The sequence below is a fragment of the Moritella sp. Urea-trap-13 genome, assembly GCF_002836355.1.
Taxonomy (GTDB): Bacteria; Pseudomonadota; Gammaproteobacteria; order Enterobacterales; family Moritellaceae; genus Moritella.
The window spans coordinates 1,402,606-1,424,663 of the sequence record NZ_PJCA01000031.1 but is presented as its reverse complement, the minus strand read 5'-3'; the positions used below and the strand labels follow the sequence as shown (position 1 = coordinate 1,424,663).

The following is a 22,058-nucleotide window of genomic DNA, read 5'->3' as shown; positions in this document are numbered from 1 at the left end:
ATCCTTATGCTGCTTGTTCTTTTTCATCGTTATAGGTTAGGGCAATACTAACAAACATTTGTTCACAATTAATGAATGCTTCAACAACCGCTGGATCAAAGTGGCTGCCATTACCCGCTAAAATTATTTCTTTGGCTTTATCGTGACTAAACGCCGGTTTATAAACCCGCTTAGAAATAAGCGCATCATAGACATCGGCCAGTGCCATCAAGCGTCCCGATAGGGGAATATCATCACCACTTAATTGATAAGGATAACCACTGCCATCCCATTTCTCATGGTGGCTGAGGGCAATTTCACGGGCGATAGCCAGAAAGCTGTTTGAGCCCATTTGTTTTTCGGCTACGGCAATGGATTCTGCACCTATCATGGCATGGGTTTTCATGATGGTAAATTCGGCATCAGTCAGTTTGCCGGGTTTCAGCAAGATGGCATCGGGGATACCGACTTTGCCAATGTCATGCAGCGGTGCTGATTTGTAGAGTAAATCAACCGTCTCATTAGTTAAGTAATCACGGTATTTAACGTGACTCTGTAGTTGAATAGCCAATGCGCGCACATATTCCTGAGTACGTAAGATGTGACCACCGGTTTCATTATCGCGAGCTTCTGCTAATGCTGACAAACCGACAATCGCCACATCTCGGGTTTGTATTATTTCGTCTTTACTTTGCGCAAGCTTGTTGAGCATATCATTGGTGTAATAAGCAATAATCCCCAGTTCACCTTGATGTGAAACCGGTACGCGCGCACTGAGGTCACCGTTGGCTGCAGCGATCAATACTCGTTGCTGATTATCTAATAATAGTCGTAATAACTGTAACCAATGATACATGATAGTGCAGGTATAAATAATCAGTACCACAGCGACAAATACAAATTCTTTGATGATACTCACAAGTGCTGCTTGCTCTTCGATTTGGCCGATATTGTCGGTTAACCAACGCACATCTTTTACCATGATCATGGCTAAAATAGTGGTCAACATAATAACGATAAACACCACTAACGTGGCAAGTTGGCTGGCAATGGAATGACGCATGTGGGTCATCTGCTCTGGCAACTGTTGATATTCGATGTGTGGGTAATGTTTGACTTGCGCCTGCAGCGCGAGATCAAGACTAATCAGTGTACCTAAACAACCAATGCCGAAAATGACTTTTAAATTACTTTCTACTGGAAAGTCGTAATAGCCGTTATACCAAACTGAAAGCGCGAGGGCACCACCAACAAAAATACTTAATTCGAGTAACGCATTTTTAAATCCGACACGATCTTGGATCAACTTTGTTCTGACAACAAACATGGCGGAGAAAGCGATAAAAGCATAAGCGCTAGTTTGCCAGATTGAAATGGATTCGATAAATGGACATACACGACCACCATAAATACTGAAAATAACGGCGGCACAGAAATAGTGTAGCGCAGCGCGTTGTTTTGTTAGCATTAACATCGTCATAGATGCATTCCTTAGCTTAAAATTACAATCAGTATACGGATTTTTTATCGAGATACCATTCTCCATGTTGGCTATTATTCTATACATTATTAAAGACGTTAGCGGTAACTTTATAAAATATTTAATATCTTTTTAAATCATACTCTTATATGTTTATTTGCATGGGTAAAATCCATCTTTTACAAGTCAAAAAGCTCCGACCAGTCATTTTTCATTTCTATTTTTCGATCGGGTGCACATAAACGTTAAGCTTTGTCACATTATTTGATTATTACATTAGGAGTACCTAGTTATTAGTATTATTGAGTGCTTTAATGATTTTCTAATGCAGGCAGTTAAAGTATTAGCACTGAGTATTGCAATAAAGTTAAGCCGTTCAGGCTTTATAGGATTGATAAATGGATATATCTCACGAATCAAGTGCATTGGATGCTTACATGCAACAGGTCAATAAAAATAGTAAGTTATTGACGAAAGAAGAAGAATACGACATTGCTGTGGCTGTTGCTAATGGTGATTTAAACGCCAAGAATCGGATGATTGAAGCTAACTTACGCTTGGTGATCAGTGTCGCTAAACGTTATCAATACAGCGCTATTCCGTTAGTTGATATTATTCAAGAAGGTAATACCGGATTAATTCGCGCGGTTGAGAAATTTGATGCCAGCAAAGGTTATCGTTTTTCAACGTATGCAGTGTGGTGGATCAAGAACAATATCGAGCGTTGTATTATGAATAGTGCCCGTACTATTCGTATCCCCATTCATATCGGTAAAATGCATAAAAGCATTGCTAAGGTGGCCAGAGAACTCGGGCTTGATGTTGGTAGTGATAATGATTTGGTGGTGATTGCCAAGGTATTAGAAACTGATATTACTGAAGTGATGGATGTATTGTCTTACTACTTTAATGAGTTAAGTTTAGATAAAAACATGATAACGGAGAATGATGCTGTCACTACACTTGGCGATATCATTGAAGATGAATCAAATAGCACACCGAGTGCGGAAATTGAAGGCGGTAATACCCGAGATTACCTGTTAGCGTTATTAGAAAACTTGCCTAAAACCGAACGTCGTGTTGTTGAACTGCGATTTGGATTAACCGGTGAGGAACCGCTGAGTTTATTACGTATTGGCGAACGCTTATCTATTTCCCGTGAAAAAGCCCGCACTATCATTCGCACCAGTCTGCGAAGACTCAAACCTAAGTTACTGGTTAACAGTGTGCAGCAACATGATTATATAGCGTAATGCTTCACTGACTCATATTGTTAATCCATAACGTCTTGTTAATCAATAGCGTCGCCTTTAATCGATTTAAAGGCGACGTGTTATCCAGCCTTAACTGTATTGTTCAAGTGATAACAGTTGTTGTTTTAATTCTAAACCATAAGCATAACCAACCAGCTTATTATTAGCACCGATGACCCGGTGACAAGGAATAATAATCGGGATTGGATTTTTGTTATTGGCCATTCCTACCGCCCGTGATGCATTGGGATTGCCCAGACCTGCCGCAATGTCTTTATACCGGCGTGTTTCCCCATGCGGTATCTTGATTAATTGTTGCCATGCATGGCGCTGAAACACTGTGCCAGCAGGATTCAGTTTAAGGTCAAAAGCCTTTCTTTGATGATTAAAATATTCACGTAATTGCTGTTTAGCCTCATTGAAGTAGGTGCTGGAGTGTTGCCAGTCAGCTGATATTTCAATGACTTTAGTGCCATTATCGACCATGAGTTGGGTGATACCAGCGTCATTACCGGCTAAGATGATATGACACTCTTGCTCACCTGTGGTTGCGGTGTAGGAAATGGTGAATTTATCGTAATACATAACGGCTTTACAACTTAAACGGTAGGATCATATATACTAAAGTTTAATTGAAATTTACAACATTTATTGTTATCTGGATCAGATTAATTGCACTTAATTCATTGTTACCATCAGCGCTCAGACAGAGTCGCAGTCACCGTGATAGCCCTGACATAATAATTACCATCGATAGGTTATTGATAATATCTACACCGTATGTTAATTATACCTCAAATTAATATATCGACATTCCTATATAACATATCGTAATAAGTAGACTCTTTTATGGATAACAATTTAAATAAAAATTTGTTGCGAACGATTCAATTAATACCGATTGTCTTAAGCTCGGTATTTACTTTGATTATCATTGCGTTGTTGCTTATCAATAATAGAATCGAACTTAAAGAAAACATTAGTAGCTTACGTACTGAGTTCAATGAACGCCAAAAACGGCAGATTAAAAACAGAGTTGATACGATTTACCAGCAGGTCAGTTACGAACGTGATCGCATGGAGAACTTACTCAAGGCCGATATTAAAGAAAAAGTGTATCAGGCATACGATATCGCCAACGCTATTTACAATGAAAATAAAGATAAACCTGCAGAGGATGTCCATGCGTGGATCGTGACCGCGCTAAAAAGCATCCGCTTTAACAACGGCCGGGGTTATTATTTTATCTATGATATGGATGGCAATAATATCATGTTGCCTCACCACCCAGGCAAAGAGAAAACCTATCTACGGGATATGAAAGATAGTCGTGGTCGCTATCTTATTCGAGAGTTCATCGCGCTAGTTAAAGATAAGGATGAAGGTTTTATTCATTGGTGGTTCGATAAACCTAATAACATTAACATTAACATTAACAATAACAATAACAATAACAATAACAATAACAAAAGCACCAAGACCCAGGATAGGGAAAAAATTGGATTTTTGAAGCATTTTGAACCTTACGGTTGGATCATCGGCAGCGGAGAATATGTTGAGAATTTTGAAACCACAGTAAAGAAAGACCTCTTGCATTGGATATCAACGATTCGATTTGGCAGTAACGGTTATATATTTGTGCTGGATGATAGTGGCGTAATTTTGGCTCATCAGAATAATGAATTAATTGCCCAAGATTATGGTGACTATCAGACTGCAGAACAAGTTGATAGCATGTTTGATACCGCCAAAGAGGGCGGTTATGTAAAATATTCCAGCCTATACCAGCCCGATGATGTGTATGGACCGGATAAAATTAGCTATGTTAAGTGGTACCCTGATTGGCAGTGGGTGATGGGGTCGGGTGTATATGTCACCGCGATGGAAGAGTACCTGCAACATAAACAAAAAATTATTGTGCAGCAGAACAGTAAGAAGTTACTCGTATTAATTTGCTTTAGCTTGGTACTTATTCTGGTTGTAGGCTTTTTTACCCATTATCTGAAAATATTACTGACACGACGATTCTCCCAATTTGAAACGAAGATAGAAAGCAATTTTATTAAACTGAAAAATGCCAATGGTGCGATGCGACATATGACCTTGCATGATCCGCTTACTGGCCTTCCTAACCGCACAGCGCTGGATAAATTTGTGCAACAACGCCTGAACGATGGCAATGATCAGTGTCTGGCTATTGCTTTTGTTGATATCGATAATTTTAAATACGTAAATGATCTATACGGGCATACCGTCGGTGATGAACTGCTGTGTGCGATCAGCCGACAGTTTGAAAGTATCTTGGAGACTGGTGATATGGTCTGCCGTTTTGGTGGCGACGAGTTCTTGTTCTGTTTTTCTGGGTTAAATATGGACGTGGAGATCGCCGCCAAAATTGCCAAGATTAAGGCTATATTTGACACCAAAATGCAATGTACTGAGCGCGAGATTAAATCCAATTGTAGCGTTGGTGTCTCCGTTTTTCCTGACGATGGTCAAACGCTGGAAGTCTTGATTGGCAAAGCGGATATCGCCCTCTATAAAGCCAAGGGACGGGGTAAAGGTGAGATCTGTTTATTTGAAGCTGAGTTTGATATCCAGCTAAAGCGTCAACATAGAATGAAAGAAGAACTTTATAAAGCGTTGGAGCGAGAGGAATTCACGCTTAATTATCAACCTCAGGTTAATGCCAAAAATCAGCTGATGGTCAGTGTTGAAGCGCTCTGTCGTTGGAACAGTCCTATTTTTGGTGTGGTTAGCCCGGTAGAATTTATTGCCACGGCTGAAAAGTGCGGTGCTATCCACGAGCTGGGTTTAGCGGTTATTAAGATCGCCTGTGAAGAGATCTTATCCATATCGCCGAATGGTCACCAAGCCTTAGCGTTATCTATTAATATCTCGCCGATACAGGTTATTGAACCTGAGTTTTTGACTCATATTAAACGGATTGTTAACGCATCGGGGATCGATAGTTCCAGGGTGACTTTTGAGCTTACCGAAAGCGCGGCAATTGACAGTATATTGTGCTTGTTGCCATTATTTAATGAATTAAGACAGTTTGGTTGTGGTTTGTCGCTTGATGATTTTGGTACTGGTTTTTCGTCACTGAGTTACTTGAATGATCTGCCTTTTAGTGAGATCAAAATTGACCGGTCATTTATTAATAAGTTTTTAGATAACGAGCAAAGCGATGCCTTGGTCAAAACCATTATCGCTATCGGTAATTCATTTAACATGACAGTGGTTGCTGAAGGGATCGAAACTCAAGCGCAGTATGAGAAGCTAAGGCAGTATAATTGTGATTTATTGCAGGGGTATTTCTTTGCTAAACCGCTGTGTCTGAATGAGCTTGCGCAGCATATCAGTATTGCTCCAGCGGCATCATAGCCCAATCCCATGTCTGCAGCTCAAACCATAGCCGGTGAACTGCAGACTCGGGATTCGTTATCGGTTTGAGCTGGCGGGAATAAAGGTGTTAGCTAGGTTACTAATGGCATTGATGTCGTGTTTCAACTCATCCATTTGACTGACTACCGTATCGGTATGTTGCCAGTTAAGCTCTGAACCTTGTTTAATGTCGATAACGTGATTATTGATCTCGTTGGACACCACGCTTTGCTCTTCAGCCGCGGTTGCGATCTGCATTGATAGTTGTGACAGTTGCTGCATTTTTTCGTGGATAACCGCAATTGCCTGATCTGACTGTTCTGCTTGACCGACACATAGGTCAGCATTATCTTTGTTTTTCTTCATCATGATTAACCAATCATTAATAGTTTCTAACATAGTCGATAAGCTGGTATGAATGTCTTTGGCAGTATCTTGGGTACGCGATGATAACGTACGTACTTCATCTGCTACTACCGCAAAACCACGGCCTTGTTCACCAGCACGCGCCGCTTCAATTGCAGCGTTTAATGCCAGTAGGTTGGTTTGATCGGCAATCGCTTGAATGTTAGTCATCAAGCTGCCGACGTTTTGGGCTTCGGTGTTTAGCTTGTCAGCGGCAGTAGAGGCTTGTTCAACTTCTCTGGCTAGCTGCTTGATCTCGACTGTCGTGGTATTGATACCACTTTGCGCGGTTTCACATAGCATAAATGTCGCATTGATTTCATCAGAGGTTTCGACACTATTACGTACAATTTCACCCGTCGAGGTGAGCATTTGCGACATTGCAGCGCTGACTTCCGTTAGTTCTTGTTGTTGATTAAGCAAGTTAGTACGGATCTGGTCGGTACCAGCTGACACTCTTTCAATAACCAGTTGTACCGGTTTAGTCGAGTCTAATGTACGTTCTAAAATGGCTTTAATTTTGATTTTAAGCATGCCCATATTAAAGTCAAACACGCTGGCGGTGCCTTTGCCGAAATAGACTTGGCGGCTGACACTGTCAAACATGGATTGCATGCGCTGGGCTTTTTTCGCCATTGGCACGATGTCTTGCCAGAATATGATGATAGGTGTGACAGCTGAAAATAAAGCAATCAGTGATGCGGCTAAACCCAACTGCGTATAGATAAAGAATTGTGCCACTATGCTAATGAGGCTTAACAGGATAAAACGCTGAGTACGGGTAAATTCAAATAACAGTCCCTTGCCTTGCAGGTTTTTGTAGACGTTACTGGCACGGTTTATCATTTGCGGTGTTGCGCGGGTGCTTACTTCTTGATAACCGACAATTTTACCGTTTTCAAACTGGGGAGTGATAAAGGTATCGAGCCAAAAATCATCACCATTTTTGGTTTTTTTACAGATAACACCTTGCCATGAAAAGCCTTTTTCTAAGGTTCTTTTCACTTCTGCTATTACGGCTGCGGGCATGGTTGATGAGTCGAGTTCTCGGCTATTTTTTCCTAATAACAGATCGGGTGAAAACCCCAGTGCATCACTGTATTGCTGGTTAATATAAGTGTATTCACCGTTACTGTTTACTAATGAAATGAATTGCGCAGAGTTGTCAGCCATCAAGTTACCTATTAATGTGTAAATAGTCGATTAATTAAATAAAATAACATTGAACTTAATGTTAGTCATCTGATACTTACTTGTTATGTGGTTATTGTCGATGATTGATACGGCTAATGTAGTTAATCGTGATGCAGAAGCAGCAAGCAAGTGCAGAACTCACTTTAGACGGTTCCAAAGATTGACCAGTACTTAGCCATAGGGCAAACTCACAGCCAATATAATCCAACACTGATTTTCATAGGGAAACAAACATGAGCGGCACGAACAGAGCAGACATTCAAAAAGGTTCATCAGTATCGATTGTACTGAAACAAGACCAACGCAGTGGTAACTTGACTGACGGTATCGTCAAAGACATTTTAACTAAATCACCGAATCATCCACACGGCATTAAAGTACGTTTAGAAAGTGGTGATGTAGGAAGGGTTAAGGTTATTAAAGACTGATTTGATGAAATGTAATCGTTAAGCTTATTTATTGAGCATAATTGATAGACTTAAAGCACACTGTAATAATAAAAATGTTTATAATTTTATATACTGTAGACATTTTGTTGATTTACTGATTTTCACCCTCTAAAGTAGCCCTCCTAGTTGTGGTATTATTACCGATACTAAATATTCATTCACAATTAAGTTATACCTCATTCAGCTAACTGGCGGAAATATGACCGAATCATTGAGCTTTAAACAAGCTCTTTCTGTACTATCAAAATCATCACCATATTCAGTTGCCACGGAACGGTCACAATCAATATCAACGGGTCTGGATGGTGTGAAAAAATATTTATATGTTGAAACAGACATTGAAAAAGACTTTGAAAAAGAGCTTTCAAGTTTGTCTGTTGGCCAGCGAAAAATCATCTTTTTGTGTGGCAGTAGTGGCGATGGTAAATCTGAGATCTTGACTAAATACAGTCAAAAATTTAAATCTCGAGCCAATTTTCATTTAGACGCTACACATAGTTTTAGCCCGCAAGATACCGCTATTCAAACGCTAGATAAGTTGTTTGATACATTTAGCGATAACAACCATCCACTCGTTGTTGGTATCAACGTCGGTATGTTAGGTAATTATGCCGTTGAGGGCGAAAATGAATGTGTAGCCAATTCAATTCAAGCATTTTTAAATAACAAATCTACACATGAAGAGCACGTTTTCTTAGATTTTGAGCAATATCCAAAGTTCAAGCTTGAAGTGGCTGGACATACATCCGAATTTGCTAAAAGCTTATTACAGCGTATCACTGCGACAGACGATAATATTATTCGCCAATTCTTTGATAAAGAAATCGAAAGTGATTCATGTGATAAACGTTTGTGCGCCAATTATGAATTACTAAGTATTGATGCTGTACAAGACGTCGTGATTGATTTGTTGTTTAAAGCGCGATTGATGAAAGATCAGTTTTTAACTGCCCGTGCATTATTAGATTTTATTTATCACTTACTCACAGCGCCGAAGTATCTTTTTGATAATTTGTTCATTCCTGATGAGAATGAACTAGCGGCTAAAGTAGCTGAGTTTGATCCTGCGAACATTCGCTCTAAGTTAACTGATGATTTTGTATTATCACATAGCTTAAGACTGCCTGATGAGAGCTTAAACGAATATAAAAAAGCATTGCGTACATTAAACATCACTATTACAACCGCAACACATGCATCATCATATTTACGCTTGTTTTACGTGCTTCGTAAACATGAATTTTCAAATAACTATCATCAAAATTTTAATGCTGTGTTTAAAGAATCTCTAATTGAAACATATTCTAGTGTATGGCACTTACACCAAGGCTTTGATAACTCGACCGAGCAGAAGCATGCATTACGTACTTTCTATAAAGATGTGGTGGTCACGGCTATTCATAAATACAACAATCGTAACGCCGTGGGTTTTCATAAGGGTGACTTCTTTATTTCTAAACACAACGAATACTATTTAGCTTCGTCATTAGAAATTAAAGCAAATATGAATGACATTAAATTTGATGTGGAAAAAACGGTGGCTCATTTTAATGCTTACTTGAAAATTGGTACAGAGACGGTGTCATTACAAATAAACAGTAATTTACTTAGCTTAATGTTACGTATCGTTGAAGGTTATAGACCAAATAAACATGATAAAAGCACGGTCGTGTTGTTGGATGAAGTTGTTGAAAAAATAGCTGAGCTTGCTAATGCATCTGACACGCTTTACATAATCAAAGATAAAAATAGATTTAATATTACGAATGTTGATGACGAATTTGAGGTAAGTGGAATATGAGTGACTTATTAAAAAGTGGACTGCCTCAAGAAGCCAGTGAAGTAAAAGTTAACACTATTAGTAGTAACAGTGGTTATTTCCCTATTCGTACCAAAGATCGTACAGATATTTTTGATTGGGATAGCGTACTTGGCCATGTAGTTAAAACGTCATACCGAAAATCGTTAAGTATTGATGGTTTAGAAGATTTTAAAATCAAATGTGAAAAATCATTTTTAGAAAAGTTAGATGAACACGAATTATGGCCGGTGCTTGAGCAAATGTATTTCGAAGGTGATGAGCTTTATAAAATTGCACCTGAATTCTTATTGTTCAAAACACAACAGCAATCAGGTAGTACGCCAAATGCGCGCCTTGGTAATATGTTTGCTAGCTTACTGGACACCTTCTTTTTTGAAGATAAGCCTGCAACCAAATTAAACTTTTTAGAACAACAATTATTCGATGAGTTAAATAACAATCTAAGTTCGAAAGCGGATAAAAAAGCTAAGAAAGGCGTTAATGAAGCGCCATATTTACCATTCATGGCAACGCATTTTCAAGAAGATTTACGTTTTTTAGGTCGTCGTCCTAAGTATTTATTGAGTGTATTTAAAGAATTTTTAAAGCTTTACTCGCACCTTTACACGGCGCAACTGGCATTAAATATAAGAGACTGGCGCTCAGGTGAGCCACAGCCAAAACCTAACTATTTCATTTTAGATAGTGAAAAAGCCAGTGATGAACGCTCATTAATTAAAGCACATGGTCATAGCCAACTATTTAAAGCACTAGGTAACGTATTTCCTTATATTGCGATGAATGACAGTTTGCAATCATCAGACAAGAAAACTCAGCCATTGTGGGCATTAGCACAAGATATAGCGGGGAATGTTGGCTCAGCAGAGATACTTAACCGTTATGCAGCGGCCTTTAAAGAAAACCGTAAATTAGATATAACGTTAACACAAAATTCAGATCCACTTGATGCGTTATCTGATTTGTTAAAACTAGCCACAGGCCAGTTTGCACGTGGTGAAAGCCGCCATGAGATCAATACACAATACGTGCGTTCGATTGAATCTGAATTATGTTCACACTTCGTTCAACGCCGTGGCCGTGCGGGTCAAGTATTGGTATTTAACCAAGATTACCTGATTTTATTGACCAATTTAGCCATTGGTGAAAAAGAAAAATTACGTTTTCATGAGCTTATTAAAGCATTTGAATCTCGTGGCGTGTTCTTTGATAAACAAACACAACAAGTATTAATTGAATTTTATGAACGCATTGGCAATGTCGAGCGTATGAGTGACAGTGGAGATGCAGTTTATGTTAGCAAAACAATTTGAATCATTTTTAGCAACGCAATTTCTTGAGCAAGGTGCGAAAAATTTAAAACCGGGCTATCGCTATCAATTTCAATCACCAGATGGTCAAAATAGTAAACGACTGCACGGTGCATTTTTAGCAGAAACGAATTCAACTGTTACTGTACAAGGTATCGAGTTACAGGCATTGAAGGTTGGTGGCGTAACGTTATTACCTGTACTGCACAATGACGATGGCGATGGTTACTCAGAGAACTTTATTTCTCATCTTCGTGATGAAGTTGCTGGTCAGCAAAACAAACTAAAAGGCACTGCATTACTTGTTATTCATAACAGTATGCTTGATACGTTGATTAACTCTGCAGAAGATGTGGCGCAATTAGACTCATCGTGGCATCCAGAAGAAATCAAAAAAGCTATGTATGGGTTAATCAATCAATATGATGATGCATCTGCTGTATCAGAATGCTTGCTTGATTTACGTTTTAATCAAATCGTTGATGATGGCGCAACCATGTTCGGCTTTGAGAAACTGTACAACGCGTTACTTGATGGCGATTTAAAATTCTCTGAGTTGGATTTATTAAATGATCCAGCGATGGTCGAGTTATCAAAAGGCGGTAACCCTGGGCAAATTAATAAACGTTTAGAAGAAAACAAAGCCTTATTTGAAAAGCTAGATCGTATCACTCACCATTTCCCCAATGAGCTTGAAGATAAATTATCTGAAATGTACTTTGGTGAAAAGTTTATCAAAGACAACTTCGGTGGTGAAGATCCTGAACGTTGGAAGGAAGGTTTAGACTTTAGCCAATGCATGCAAGAACAAATGCATAACCGTAAAAATGTGTTGGAGTTTGAAAAAGAAATTCTCACACAAGGTGAATTGATCTCGAAGAGTAAAGGCGAGAAGGGCGCTGGCATTCGCGAACGTCACTTGATCTTATTACTTGAACCAGAACAGAGTAGTTTCGATTTTGAGTTGAGCTTTATCGGTGGAAAAATTGAGTCTAAGCAATGCAGCATTAAACACAATAAAACCGACGCAATTACGATAGCAAAGCCAAATAACACGGGTGGTAAGCGTAGCCGCGTTAGTGTGTCTGGTGAATATTCTAATAAAGCTATGTTCTTCTCGTTTGAACTTAAGCGTGAGATAACCGCTGAATGTTACAAGTTTAGAGTGTTAGTGGTTCGTGCTGGTGATTTTCATATTGACGGATTCAAACATAACTTCTTAATCGTACCTAAGCCCAAGTTGGTAGATTGTCGTGTTATCTTACAAACGGAAGAAAACTCATTTATTTTAGGTGAGCACGGCAGTGATTCAGTATTAGAAGAAAACGGTCAAGTTTTTGATAATGCAGAAATAGCTGAAATTGATTTTGAAAAGATATCGAATGAATCTGACCTACTGCACTTTATCGTTAAAAGTGGTGAGACAAGCTTAACTTTTAATGTTGAGGGTGGTGTGTCGACGGGTTCAGTATCTTTACCCTTGATTCTTGATACCGACCGTTTCGTTAATCTATATAAAGATGATTACTTTGCGGTATTTAATCGTAGTAAAGAAAAAATCTTAGTTGATGGTAAAGAGTTTGCACCAAAAGGACAGCGCTTAACATTATTACGTAGAGAAGCCGAATTCGTTGATCTTAAAATACTGACTAAACGTTTGTCAGATGAAGATAATATTAGCTTAGAATCAATTGAAGAAAGCTACCCTGAGTTATACCAGGCTTACAATAATTTATTTGATTATTGCGCTAAGCATAAGACGTTACCAAGCCTAAGTGGTTGGGGGGCTGAATTCAGAGAATTAGTGAGAGAGTTAGTTGAAGCTTATGATCACGGACTTGCTGAGATTGGCTTTGATGTGTTGTTAACTAAAGAACAAAAGCAGCTTGTTAATATTGGTTTCTGTACTTATCGCGTGGATGATGGCGAGCAAGAGTTTATTAGCCCATTCAATCCGCTGGTATTATCGTATTACTTAAACTTAACCGAAGCGATTGTTGCAGATGAATCGGGAAGCTTTAAGCACTTACCAAAAGTAACACTCGAGCGTTTAAATCCTCAAGGGCTGCTACCATTCATCTATCATCCTATCCATGGTTTTGCTTATAGCCAGCTAGCTAAAGAAAATTCGTTATGGTTACAGCTAGTACCTCAAAAAGACACAAGTTATGCATATGTGCGTAAATTGGTTAAAGAGAAAATTGGTGAGTTTAAAGACGCATTTTCGTCATTATTTGAAGCGGGCCCACGCTCTAGCTTAATCATTAACTCGGTGAATAATCACAGAAACCATGAATTGTTTATGGGTATTTTGGATTATGTAAAGAACCAAAAAGGTAAAGTCTGCCATATTCACGTTAACCTTTATGACGAAGAGTTAGTGTATAGCGAGTTTGATCGTTTTTCTGAGATCGCCAGCTACGATGATTTAAAAGACATTTATGAATTAAATAAAGGTCCGATTCGTGAGCAAGCAGATACGATTATCGATCTGTTACGTACACGCGTTACATACAGTAAATTCAAGCATAAAGTAGGCACAGAACAAGCTTATGCACACTTAAGCTTCTTCCGAAATAATGATCGTGTTGAACCGACAGATGTGAACGTTGAAGAAGAGCTTAGTGGTATTGTTTGTAATGGTTTGTTAGCGGGTGAAGCGGCAGCAAATAAAGAAGACAGTTACTTCACTGCCTTTGGCCTTAAAAATGTCGATACCTACAATCAAACACACCTAACAATTGCAAAACGTTTAGGTGGTTTAATCAAACCTGCACGTAAATCAAATGAGCAACACAGCCGCTCTAAATCATTAGCGCTAGCGGTGAGTGACAAGTTTAAAGATTTGTTAGAAAGTTCGTACCAAAGCTCGATTTGGACAACGATTATCGATCCTAAAGTGACGTTAGATTTCTTCGATAGTAAGAAAGACGTTGTGTTGATCCATTATTCTGATAACTACACCAACTCTACGAATTACGATGCAATCACAGTGACAAAGCAAACTGACTTGTACAAGAAAGTACTTGAGCAGGATGAAGGTGGCTTAATTGAAGAGTTTAATGCCTTCAATGGTGAATGGCTGCTGAAGATGATCACAGCCTCTGCCAATGATCGTAAAGAGAAGCGTGGCATTATCGGTGCTTACAAATTTGTGAACTGCTTGCTGTCGCAATCTGATATTACCTGGGTACCATTGTCAGTCGCTGAAATGGTACGTGTGGCGGGTAATATCGGCTTGAAAATGTCTGATAGTGACTTTTCGCGTCATGTACAGGGTTACAAGTCTGGTGCTATTTCTGATGATGTATTATTTGTTGGTTTTAAAGACCATAAGCTTTACCTGTTACCGTTAGAAGTAAAAGCAGGTCTTAAGCAAACCCATAAGAAAGGCGTAGAGCAAGCTAAAGAATTGAAACGTTATTTAACCGAAGATATTCTGGGTCGTGATGATTTAGCTGGTTTCTTATATCGTGGCTTGTTTATTCGTCAAATCTTGATGCAAGTTGATAAATACAAACTGTATAACTTGTACGAAGATGGCTACTTTGATAAATCGTTGTTAAACCAGCGTGAGTGGTGGTTACAAGGCGATTATGAGTTAGCGACGATTGCTGATTACCCAGAAGGCTTCCTTGTGTCTGTGGTCGAGAATGACACCTTCTTTGAAACTGAATTTGAAGAAGTTGATGACATTCTTAAAATTCAGATACCAGTGAGCTACCTGAAAGGCTTTTTGAGTACGCCACTACAAACCATGATGAACGAAGTTTGTCCTGAAAAGCTCTGCTATGTGAATGAAAAGTATTTGCTGCAAGCAGATGCCAAAATTCAAAATTTTGCCACGTCAGCTACTAAACCTGCAGATAAAGAGCTGCAGGTTTCAGAGATTAAGGAAACTTCACGTACAGCTGAATATGTAAGTTCGACAGTAGATACGACAAGCCCTGAATTAGACGTTAAATCTGCCACGGATACGCTTAAAGTACTCATCGGGCACGATGTTCGCGATTCATCGCCAATCTTGTGGGAACCGACAAACACAGCCAAGTTCATGAATACCAACTCCGGTATTATTGGCACCATGGGCACGGGTAAAACCCAGTGTACTAAGTCTGTAGTGACTCAACTTTACCGTAATCAGCATAACAATGTTGATGGTAAACCAATTGGTATTTTAATCTTCGATTACAAGTCGGATTATGTTGATGATAAGTTCTTAACCGTAACGAACGGTAAGAAGTTTAACCTACATAAATTGCCGTATAACCCGTTAAGTTTGTTTGGTGATACACCAATGCTGCCAGTGCATACTGCTCGTGGTTTTTCTGAAACTATGGGGCGAGCATTTGGTTTAGGTCAAAAGCAGCAACTGAGATTGCGTAAGCTAATAAGTGAAGCGTATGAACTTGCGGGTATCAAAAAGGCAGATAAATCGACATGGAGCAGACCAGCACCAACCATTGCTGATGTCTGGGCTTTGTTTGAAGAAAGTGAACCAACAGAAGATTCATTATACGCTGCGCTTGAAAGCTTGTATGAGTTAGAGATTTTTGAAGATAACGTTGATAAGTGCACGAGTTTATATGAGCTTGTGGACGGTGTTACGGTCGTTGAATTAGCGGGTTATCCTGGTGAAATTCAAAACTTGGTTGTTGCCTTAACATTGGACTTATTCTATTCACAAATGCAGAAACAGGGTAAACCTGAAGTGCAGGGCGACTTTAGACAAGTAAGCAAGTTACTGCTGGTGGATGAAGCAGATAACTTCATGTCACAAAACTTCCCTAGCTTACGTAAAGTGCTGAAGGAAGGTCGTGAATACGGCGTTGGTGTGATTCTGTCTACGCAAGATATCACACACTTTAAAACGGGTGAGAACGATTACTCGGCTTATATTCTAAGCTGGATTGTGCATCGTGTTGGTCAAATCAAGAATCAAGATATTAAATCTATTTTCAATAAGGATGATAAAGCCGATCAAGAGCAACTGATGAAAACCATCCGTGAACTTGATAAGCATTACAGCCTGTATGTTGATGGTGATAAGAAGCTCACCAAGATCAAAGATAAAGCGTTTTGGGAGTTGTTGAAAGACTCTTAACCTTTCATAACGTGTATTGATTAGCGCTGAGCATTATGTGGTTAGCGCTTTTTTATATCTATCCACTTGAAATTTAAGAATTAGATATCTGTTTATGCTGATTTGTTTTATGATTTAACTAATTACTTAAATGATAACGTTTGTGGCTACGTGAATTACATGCAACAACTAAGTTAAAATTGATTAGAGGTGTTGAGTGAAGAGCAAATTTCCTGGTTATATAGATAATTATCTAGAAAATAATATACTAAACAGTAAGAAAGTTTTGGTTTCATTTGATACAAATATACTATTAAATTTGTACAGATATGAAAAATCGATATCTGCTGATATTATATCTCAAATTAGATCTCTCAAGCGAAATAAGTTTTTCGACATATGGCTACCTCATCAGGTAGCTTTAGAATTTAATCTGCAACGAAAAGCGACATTTAAGAAACAAGAAAGAGCTATTCATGCAATAGAAGATGAGTTTAAATCCTTTAAAAAAACTATTGAGGGTTTGTCAAAAATTGGTGGTAAAAATAGTGAAGTCTTTCCACTTAAAAAAGAGTTAGGAGTTCATTTCGATACTATTGGTAACATTATTAAAGACTACTTACCTAAAACTAGAAGTCAGGATAGTAGCGATCCCGTTATTAATAATGTTTATGATATATTTAATGGCGTCGTAGGTGACTCGTATTCTCAAGAAGATATGGCAAATATTGAAAGGGAAGGAGAGTTTAGATTTTCTAATAATATTCCCCCTGGATATGATGATGAAGGTAAAGAAATAATTTATAGTTATTCAGGAGTGAAGATCAATGCTAAATATGGTGACTATATCTTATGGAAGCAGTTGATTGATAAAGCCAGTCAGGAGCAATTAACCGTAGTACTTGTAACTGGAGATGTTAAATCAGATTGGCAATCGAAAGAATATAGTAGGGTTAGACCAGATTTAATTACTGAATTTAAGTTGAAGACAGGACAGGACTTTTATGCTCTTACACTCCCTGACTTTCAACGTTTTTTTGATTCTAAGCTAAAACGTAAGTTATCAGATAAAACTACAAATGAGATGATTGAGCTTACTGCGAAAGATAATTCTGGCTGGCTAAATGAAATCTTATCTGCTTTTGAACATTTTGATAATCCATTAACATTAAAAGAGATTTATAAGTTTATTGCTTCGCATTCAGATAGAGATCTCCCACCTAGTTGGGAAGTTATTATTCGAAGAACTGTATATAACCATTGTTCTGATGTTTCTGCTTATTTAGGAAAAAAGGACTTATTTGAGAAAATTTCTAGTGGTTATTATCGATTAAGATAAATAGAATAAGTACCTTAATTGAAACATGTGAATTTGTGGGTTTAAACTAGTTGGAATAAATTTCCATATGATTTTATTTATTTTAAGTGTGATATTATTTGAAAATATCACTTTTTTGATTTTTTCTGGGGGGTATATGGCTGATTCCAATCAGCACGTTAATGTATTAATTGAACATTTTAAAAATGTTATAAAGCCTGCATTTTTAAATGTTAGGGTGATTTCTTATATTTTAGTTTCGGTAGTATTTGTAGGTGGTGCGGGTATATGGATGCCATGGGCGAAAGAAGCACAAATAACATCTTGGCTACCTGGAAGTACAGTTTTCACTTATTCGTTTGCATTACTTGGCTCAATTATTTGTAATCGACTTTATTTTTATACCAGTTCACTTAAAGAAATTAGGAGTTATTTTAATCAAAATCTAGATGATACTGAGATCGATAATCGTTTTAATGAATATGAAAAACGTTCGATATTATCTGCTTGGGGTATGTTATTAGGAAGCTTTATTATCCTGTTAGTTACATTTTCTTATGCAAAGTACTATGCATCTGATTCAGTTGTTGGGTGGTTAGGTTTAATTCTTTCAATACTTTTATATTTTTTTGCTTCGGCAGAAGATGTGGATAATAGCTCAAGTGTATTACCTGTTCCAAAATCGAAACAAGATGCGGAACCTATTTTTACACCTCAAGATGATGACACTTCTTTAAACAGTGATTTTTTTGGAAATGGTAGCGATGACTAGAAGACTAATTAGTGAAGAGTTCGAATTTCCTTGTATAAAGGTCGAACAAAGTTTTGGTGTTTTTTTCGCTTGCTCAATAAAAGCTAGAGATTTATTAATGATTAGTGAGCCTGTTAGGGCTGAAGTTTTAGACGATGAGATTGATAATGATCCCTTAGACTTTTCAATAAATAAATCTAAGGGTACTCAGAGGCAATTAGGCAAAAAAAGACCTGAACAAATAGCTGAATATATTAAATCAGGTACAGCTGCATTTCCTAACTCTATAATTTTGGGCGCGAATATTTCTTTAGACGGTTATTTATTAGAAAAAGATGAAAGAAATTGGATATTTGAAAATGATCGTATTGTTATTAAGAATGATGCATTAACAGCAGCTATAATTGATGGGCAACATAGACTAGCAGGGTTTGAACTATTAGATAAGAATGATCCAGCGCTTAATGACCATTTATTATGTTCAATATATCTTGATATCCCCATGACCTACCATGCGCAGGTATTTTCAACAATTAATTCAACACAAAGGAAGGTTAGTAAGAACCTTATCTATCAGCTTTATCAAATTGATATGGATGAGAAAGAGCCTAAATATTGGACGCCAGAGGTACTATCGGTATATTTATCTAGGGCATTAGGCGTGGATAAAAAATCACCTTTAAATAAAAGAATAATTCTGGCTGTAACCAAAGAAGATGATAAAAAGTGTGAGGACTGGAACGTTTCATTATCTTCACTTGTAGAAGGTATACTTAGATTATTTTCTTCTTATCCACGAGAAGATAGGGATACTTTTTATTCGAAGAAAATGGAAAGTAAAACCCGTTCTTGCCTTAAAGGAGATTCATCTCCGCTGCGAAACCTTTTTTTAAATATGAAAGATAAAGATATCTACAATGCTTTGCTCTCTTATCTCAGTATTTGTTATGGAGCCATTCCTGAAGGATCCGCTTATCAAAGTAGTATTGGCTGTGCAGCTTTGCTAGATGCGTTTAGAGTTATACTCGATAAAAATAATGGTAATTTAGAAGAGGTCAATTTATATGCTCAACAATGTTTACTTACATTAAAGCATAGTGAAATCCCTGTAATAAAAACTTCAAAAAATAAGAGCTTATTACGAGATATAATAATTGCTAGCTTTATGAAAAAGATAAATATAGAACATAAATTTTATCAGAAAGATGCAGATTTTTTCGATAAATACCTTAAATAATAAGATTGAAACTCATATTGCGAATTATAAAAGCGCCTCAAAGAGGCGCTAAATATATTAGTTTAAGATCGAAAAAGTCAATATACTCTTATGATTCCTAAGAGCAGCTATACCATCCTCAACATGGGCCGCCCAAGCGGCCTGTAATTCTCTACCTTCAAGTTCAGGGTACTTCAGTTTCAATACTTGTTCTGTAATCAGCTGAGTTTCACCTAACCAAGTGATCTTATCCAGTACTAAGCTACCATCGAGTTTCTTCTCTGCATCATTCACATAAGTAAACCCTGATTCCACAGAACGGAAAAAGGCGATACGTGCTGATACGTTTGGTGTGATGTCAGTATTTTTCTTTAACCGTTTAAGTTGTTCTTCAACAGTTTTTGAAAGTTGCATGCGGTTTGGTAACATTACACTGTCTCCAAAATAGAATCTTGTTGCCAGAAGTAGCCTTCTTTAAGACTTGACGATTTAGTATTGCCATCAAATTGGATCTCGTAAGCATGTGAGATGCTTTCTGCAAATCGACCCTGATTAAAGTACTTCTCATCGACTTCTGTATCAGTAGAAAGAATGATTACCTGATGACTTGCATCTGGGAAGTAACGTTCTACCAATTTGTCTCTGTGGTGTGAATCTAAGCGACCTAATGGTGTATCGATGATGATAGGTAGCTTACGACCCGATGTCTTACCTAACGCTTCTAGAATAGCGATAGCGTAGATTTGCTTTTCACCAGCAGACAGCGCTTTACGGTTGATCACGTTTTGCTGCTCATCAATCAGCTCAACATCAAACGTTTGAATGTTGATACGTGCAGAGATATCTAAATCATCTTTACGCGCTAGCTTCTGATAGCTCTTAATGAATTCAGTTTCTAACTGCTTAACACGTACTTCCGTTAACTGTTTAGCAAAATCATTCAACAGTTGATTGGTCGATTCAGCATTTGTAACAGCTTCACTAACATTGCTCGCAGAACGATATTTGTCATGCAGCTTCTGAATGTTCTTCGCCAACTCAATTGCTTTAGAAATACTGATCTTAGCTTCAGCTAACTCAGCGTTACGTTTTACAACGACCGCAATTTTTTTACTATTTAACTCGCTAATCACATTCAATTTTTCAGCTACGCGCTCTTCATCAGGTGCGCGTGAAATATTAACTGCAGCGTTGTCTATATCATCTTCAACTTGAGTAAGATGAGACTTTAGCTCTTCAAATATTTGATGTGATGTTGGTGCTGATACTTCCACTTGATGTACTATTTGTGCGCGTTCTCGTTCAGATAAATCAAGTTGTAGTGACGCTTTTTCTGTACTTGCAGAGTATTGTGCAAAGCTTTCGTTAACTGCTGTGATTGCAGAGTCATTACCACCAAGTTTTTCAGCTACAGTATCAAGGTAGGCACTTAGCTCTTGCGTGAAAGCTTGCTTTTGTTTAACTGCCGCCTCTTTATCAAGCGTGTTAAGTAAGCCTTTAAGTGTATTAGCTGCAAGTGATAAAGGTAATGAACTTTCCATCTCTTTACGAATACCAGCTTCAAGAGTTTTCTTCTCAATCTGTAATTCGGTAACGCGTGCTTCTTCTTGTTTTTTGGTCTTAGCCCAAGCGCCACCCAAGTTCATCATTTCTGAATGTGCTTGGTCAATCTCTTTGTTTAACTCAGTAATTTGTGCAACATACTGGTCGGCCGTATTAACTAACACATCAGACGCTTGCTCACAGTCTTTCTTTTGTTCTTCTAAGTCTGCAATTTCTTGCTTCACTTTTTGTGGCATAGCTTGGCTTTGATGCGGTTTCAAAAAGATATTTAAATCGTTTTTAAGACGGTCAATAACATCAATACCTAATAAACGGCGTACTGCTGTTTGTAATACTAAACCTGATTTATCTTCTGCCAGTTCTGCAATTTTCTCACCATCAAAGAAGAATAAGTCTGCAATACCAGTCGGGATCAATTCATTTAAAAAAGCTTGGCATTGGTCGTAGCTTAAGTTCGATTCAAGTACATCGTTAGTATAAAGCAATAACTTGTCTTTCTTATTGCGTTCCCATGAACGAATAACACGATACTCGTTTTCTTGGCCTTGCTGGTTGTATGAAAATACTAATTCAATTGATGCACTGTTAGGTTTAACAGTCGAACCTTGGTGAATAAGACTAGCAAGCTGTTCTTGATATTCAGTCGCTGACATATTGAAACCAAATGCCGCGCGTCCATACAGCGAAAGCTGTACAGCAGTTAGAATAGACGTTTTACCTGCGCCATTCAGACCACCGAATAAAGTGATCGGCTTGTTATTACCTTGCGCATCAGTTTTAGGTGCAAGATCGATATTATGCACACCGCTAAATACTCTGAAATTGTTAAGAGAGAGACTTTTAATAATCAT

General features: G+C 38.0%; 14 protein-coding genes. 9 read left to right on the top strand and 5 right to left on the bottom strand.

Annotated elements, in window-relative coordinates; translation table 11 throughout:
- Positions 1-4: 4 nt before the first annotated feature.
- Positions 5-1,459 carry an HD-GYP domain-containing protein gene (locus CXF93_RS14345; RefSeq protein WP_198551663.1) on the bottom strand — a complete coding sequence of 485 codons (1,455 nt, stop codon included), beginning with the start codon at positions 1,457-1,459 and terminating at the stop codon, positions 5-7.
- Positions 1,460-1,857: 398 nt separating this feature from the next.
- Between CXF93_RS14345 and CXF93_RS14340 the strand changes: the two genes are divergently transcribed.
- Positions 1,858-2,712, top strand: coding sequence for an RNA polymerase sigma factor RpoD/SigA (locus CXF93_RS14340; RefSeq protein ID WP_101063159.1), 855 nt, complete (start codon positions 1,858-1,860; stop codon positions 2,710-2,712).
- A 90-nt stretch (positions 2,713-2,802) separates the two neighbouring features.
- Here CXF93_RS14340 and CXF93_RS14335 read toward each other — a convergent pair whose 3' ends face one another.
- Positions 2,803-3,297 (bottom strand): methylated-DNA--[protein]-cysteine S-methyltransferase, encoded by a 495-nt coding sequence (locus CXF93_RS14335; RefSeq protein ID WP_101063158.1) that lies wholly within the window; start codon positions 3,295-3,297, stop codon positions 2,803-2,805.
- Between the two features lie 264 nt (positions 3,298-3,561).
- Between CXF93_RS14335 and CXF93_RS14330 the strand changes: the two genes are divergently transcribed.
- Positions 3,562-6,099 (top strand): cache domain-containing protein, encoded by a 2,538-nt coding sequence (locus CXF93_RS14330; RefSeq protein WP_101063157.1) that lies wholly within the window; start codon positions 3,562-3,564, stop codon positions 6,097-6,099.
- A 57-nt stretch (positions 6,100-6,156) separates the two neighbouring features.
- On the opposite strand, the gene CXF93_RS14325 is transcribed toward CXF93_RS14330, so the two are convergent.
- Positions 6,157-7,677 carry a methyl-accepting chemotaxis protein gene (locus tag CXF93_RS14325; RefSeq protein WP_101063156.1) on the bottom strand — a complete coding sequence of 507 codons (1,521 nt, stop codon included), beginning with the start codon at positions 7,675-7,677 and terminating at the stop codon, positions 6,157-6,159.
- Between the two features lie 254 nt (positions 7,678-7,931).
- Here CXF93_RS14325 and CXF93_RS14320 point away from each other — a divergent pair, with 254 nt between their 5' ends.
- From CXF93_RS14320 to CXF93_RS14290, 7 genes are all read left to right on the top strand, one after another.
- On the top strand, positions 7,932-8,126 hold the full coding sequence (locus CXF93_RS14320; protein ID WP_101063155.1) for a YwbE family protein: 195 nt from the start codon (positions 7,932-7,934) through the stop codon (positions 8,124-8,126).
- A gap of 220 nt (positions 8,127-8,346) precedes the next feature.
- Complete coding sequence (gene dptF, locus CXF93_RS14315; protein WP_232784222.1) at positions 8,347-9,948, top strand: DNA phosphorothioation-dependent restriction protein DptF; 1,602 nt, start codon at positions 8,347-8,349, stop codon at positions 9,946-9,948.
- Positions 9,945-11,279: a DNA phosphorothioation-dependent restriction protein DptG gene (gene dptG / locus CXF93_RS14310; RefSeq protein WP_101063154.1), complete on the top strand. Its 1,335-nt coding sequence runs from the start codon at positions 9,945-9,947 to the stop codon at positions 11,277-11,279. Before dptF ends, dptG begins: the two co-directional genes overlap by 4 nt.
- Entirely contained in the window at positions 11,260-16,380 is a 5,121-nt protein-coding gene (gene dptH / locus CXF93_RS14305) for a DNA phosphorothioation-dependent restriction protein DptH (protein WP_101063153.1), read from the top strand. The genes dptG and dptH overlap by 20 nt, the downstream gene beginning before the upstream one ends.
- Positions 16,381-16,576: 196 nt before the next feature.
- Complete coding sequence (locus CXF93_RS14300; protein ID WP_101063152.1) at positions 16,577-17,698, top strand: PIN-like domain-containing protein; 1,122 nt, start codon at positions 16,577-16,579, stop codon at positions 17,696-17,698.
- Positions 17,699-17,765: 67 nt separating this feature from the next.
- The gene (locus tag CXF93_RS14295; protein WP_101063151.1) at positions 17,766-18,449 is read left to right on the top strand and encodes a hypothetical protein; all 684 of its coding nucleotides are present in this window, start codon (positions 17,766-17,768) and stop codon (positions 18,447-18,449) included.
- Entirely contained in the window at positions 18,442-19,665 is a 1,224-nt protein-coding gene (locus CXF93_RS14290) for a DGQHR domain-containing protein (RefSeq protein WP_157824452.1), read from the top strand. The genes CXF93_RS14295 and CXF93_RS14290 overlap by 8 nt, the downstream gene beginning before the upstream one ends.
- Before the next feature lie 57 nt (positions 19,666-19,722).
- On the opposite strand, the gene dndE is transcribed toward CXF93_RS14290, so the two are convergent.
- A complete protein-coding gene (gene dndE, locus CXF93_RS14285) occupies positions 19,723-20,073 on the bottom strand; it encodes a DNA sulfur modification protein DndE (protein ID WP_101063149.1) in 351 nt (116 codons plus the stop codon).
- Positions 20,073-22,058, bottom strand: coding sequence for a DNA sulfur modification protein DndD (dndD, locus tag CXF93_RS14280; protein WP_101063148.1), 1,986 nt, complete (start codon positions 22,056-22,058; stop codon positions 20,073-20,075). Before dndD ends, dndE begins: the two co-directional genes overlap by 1 nt.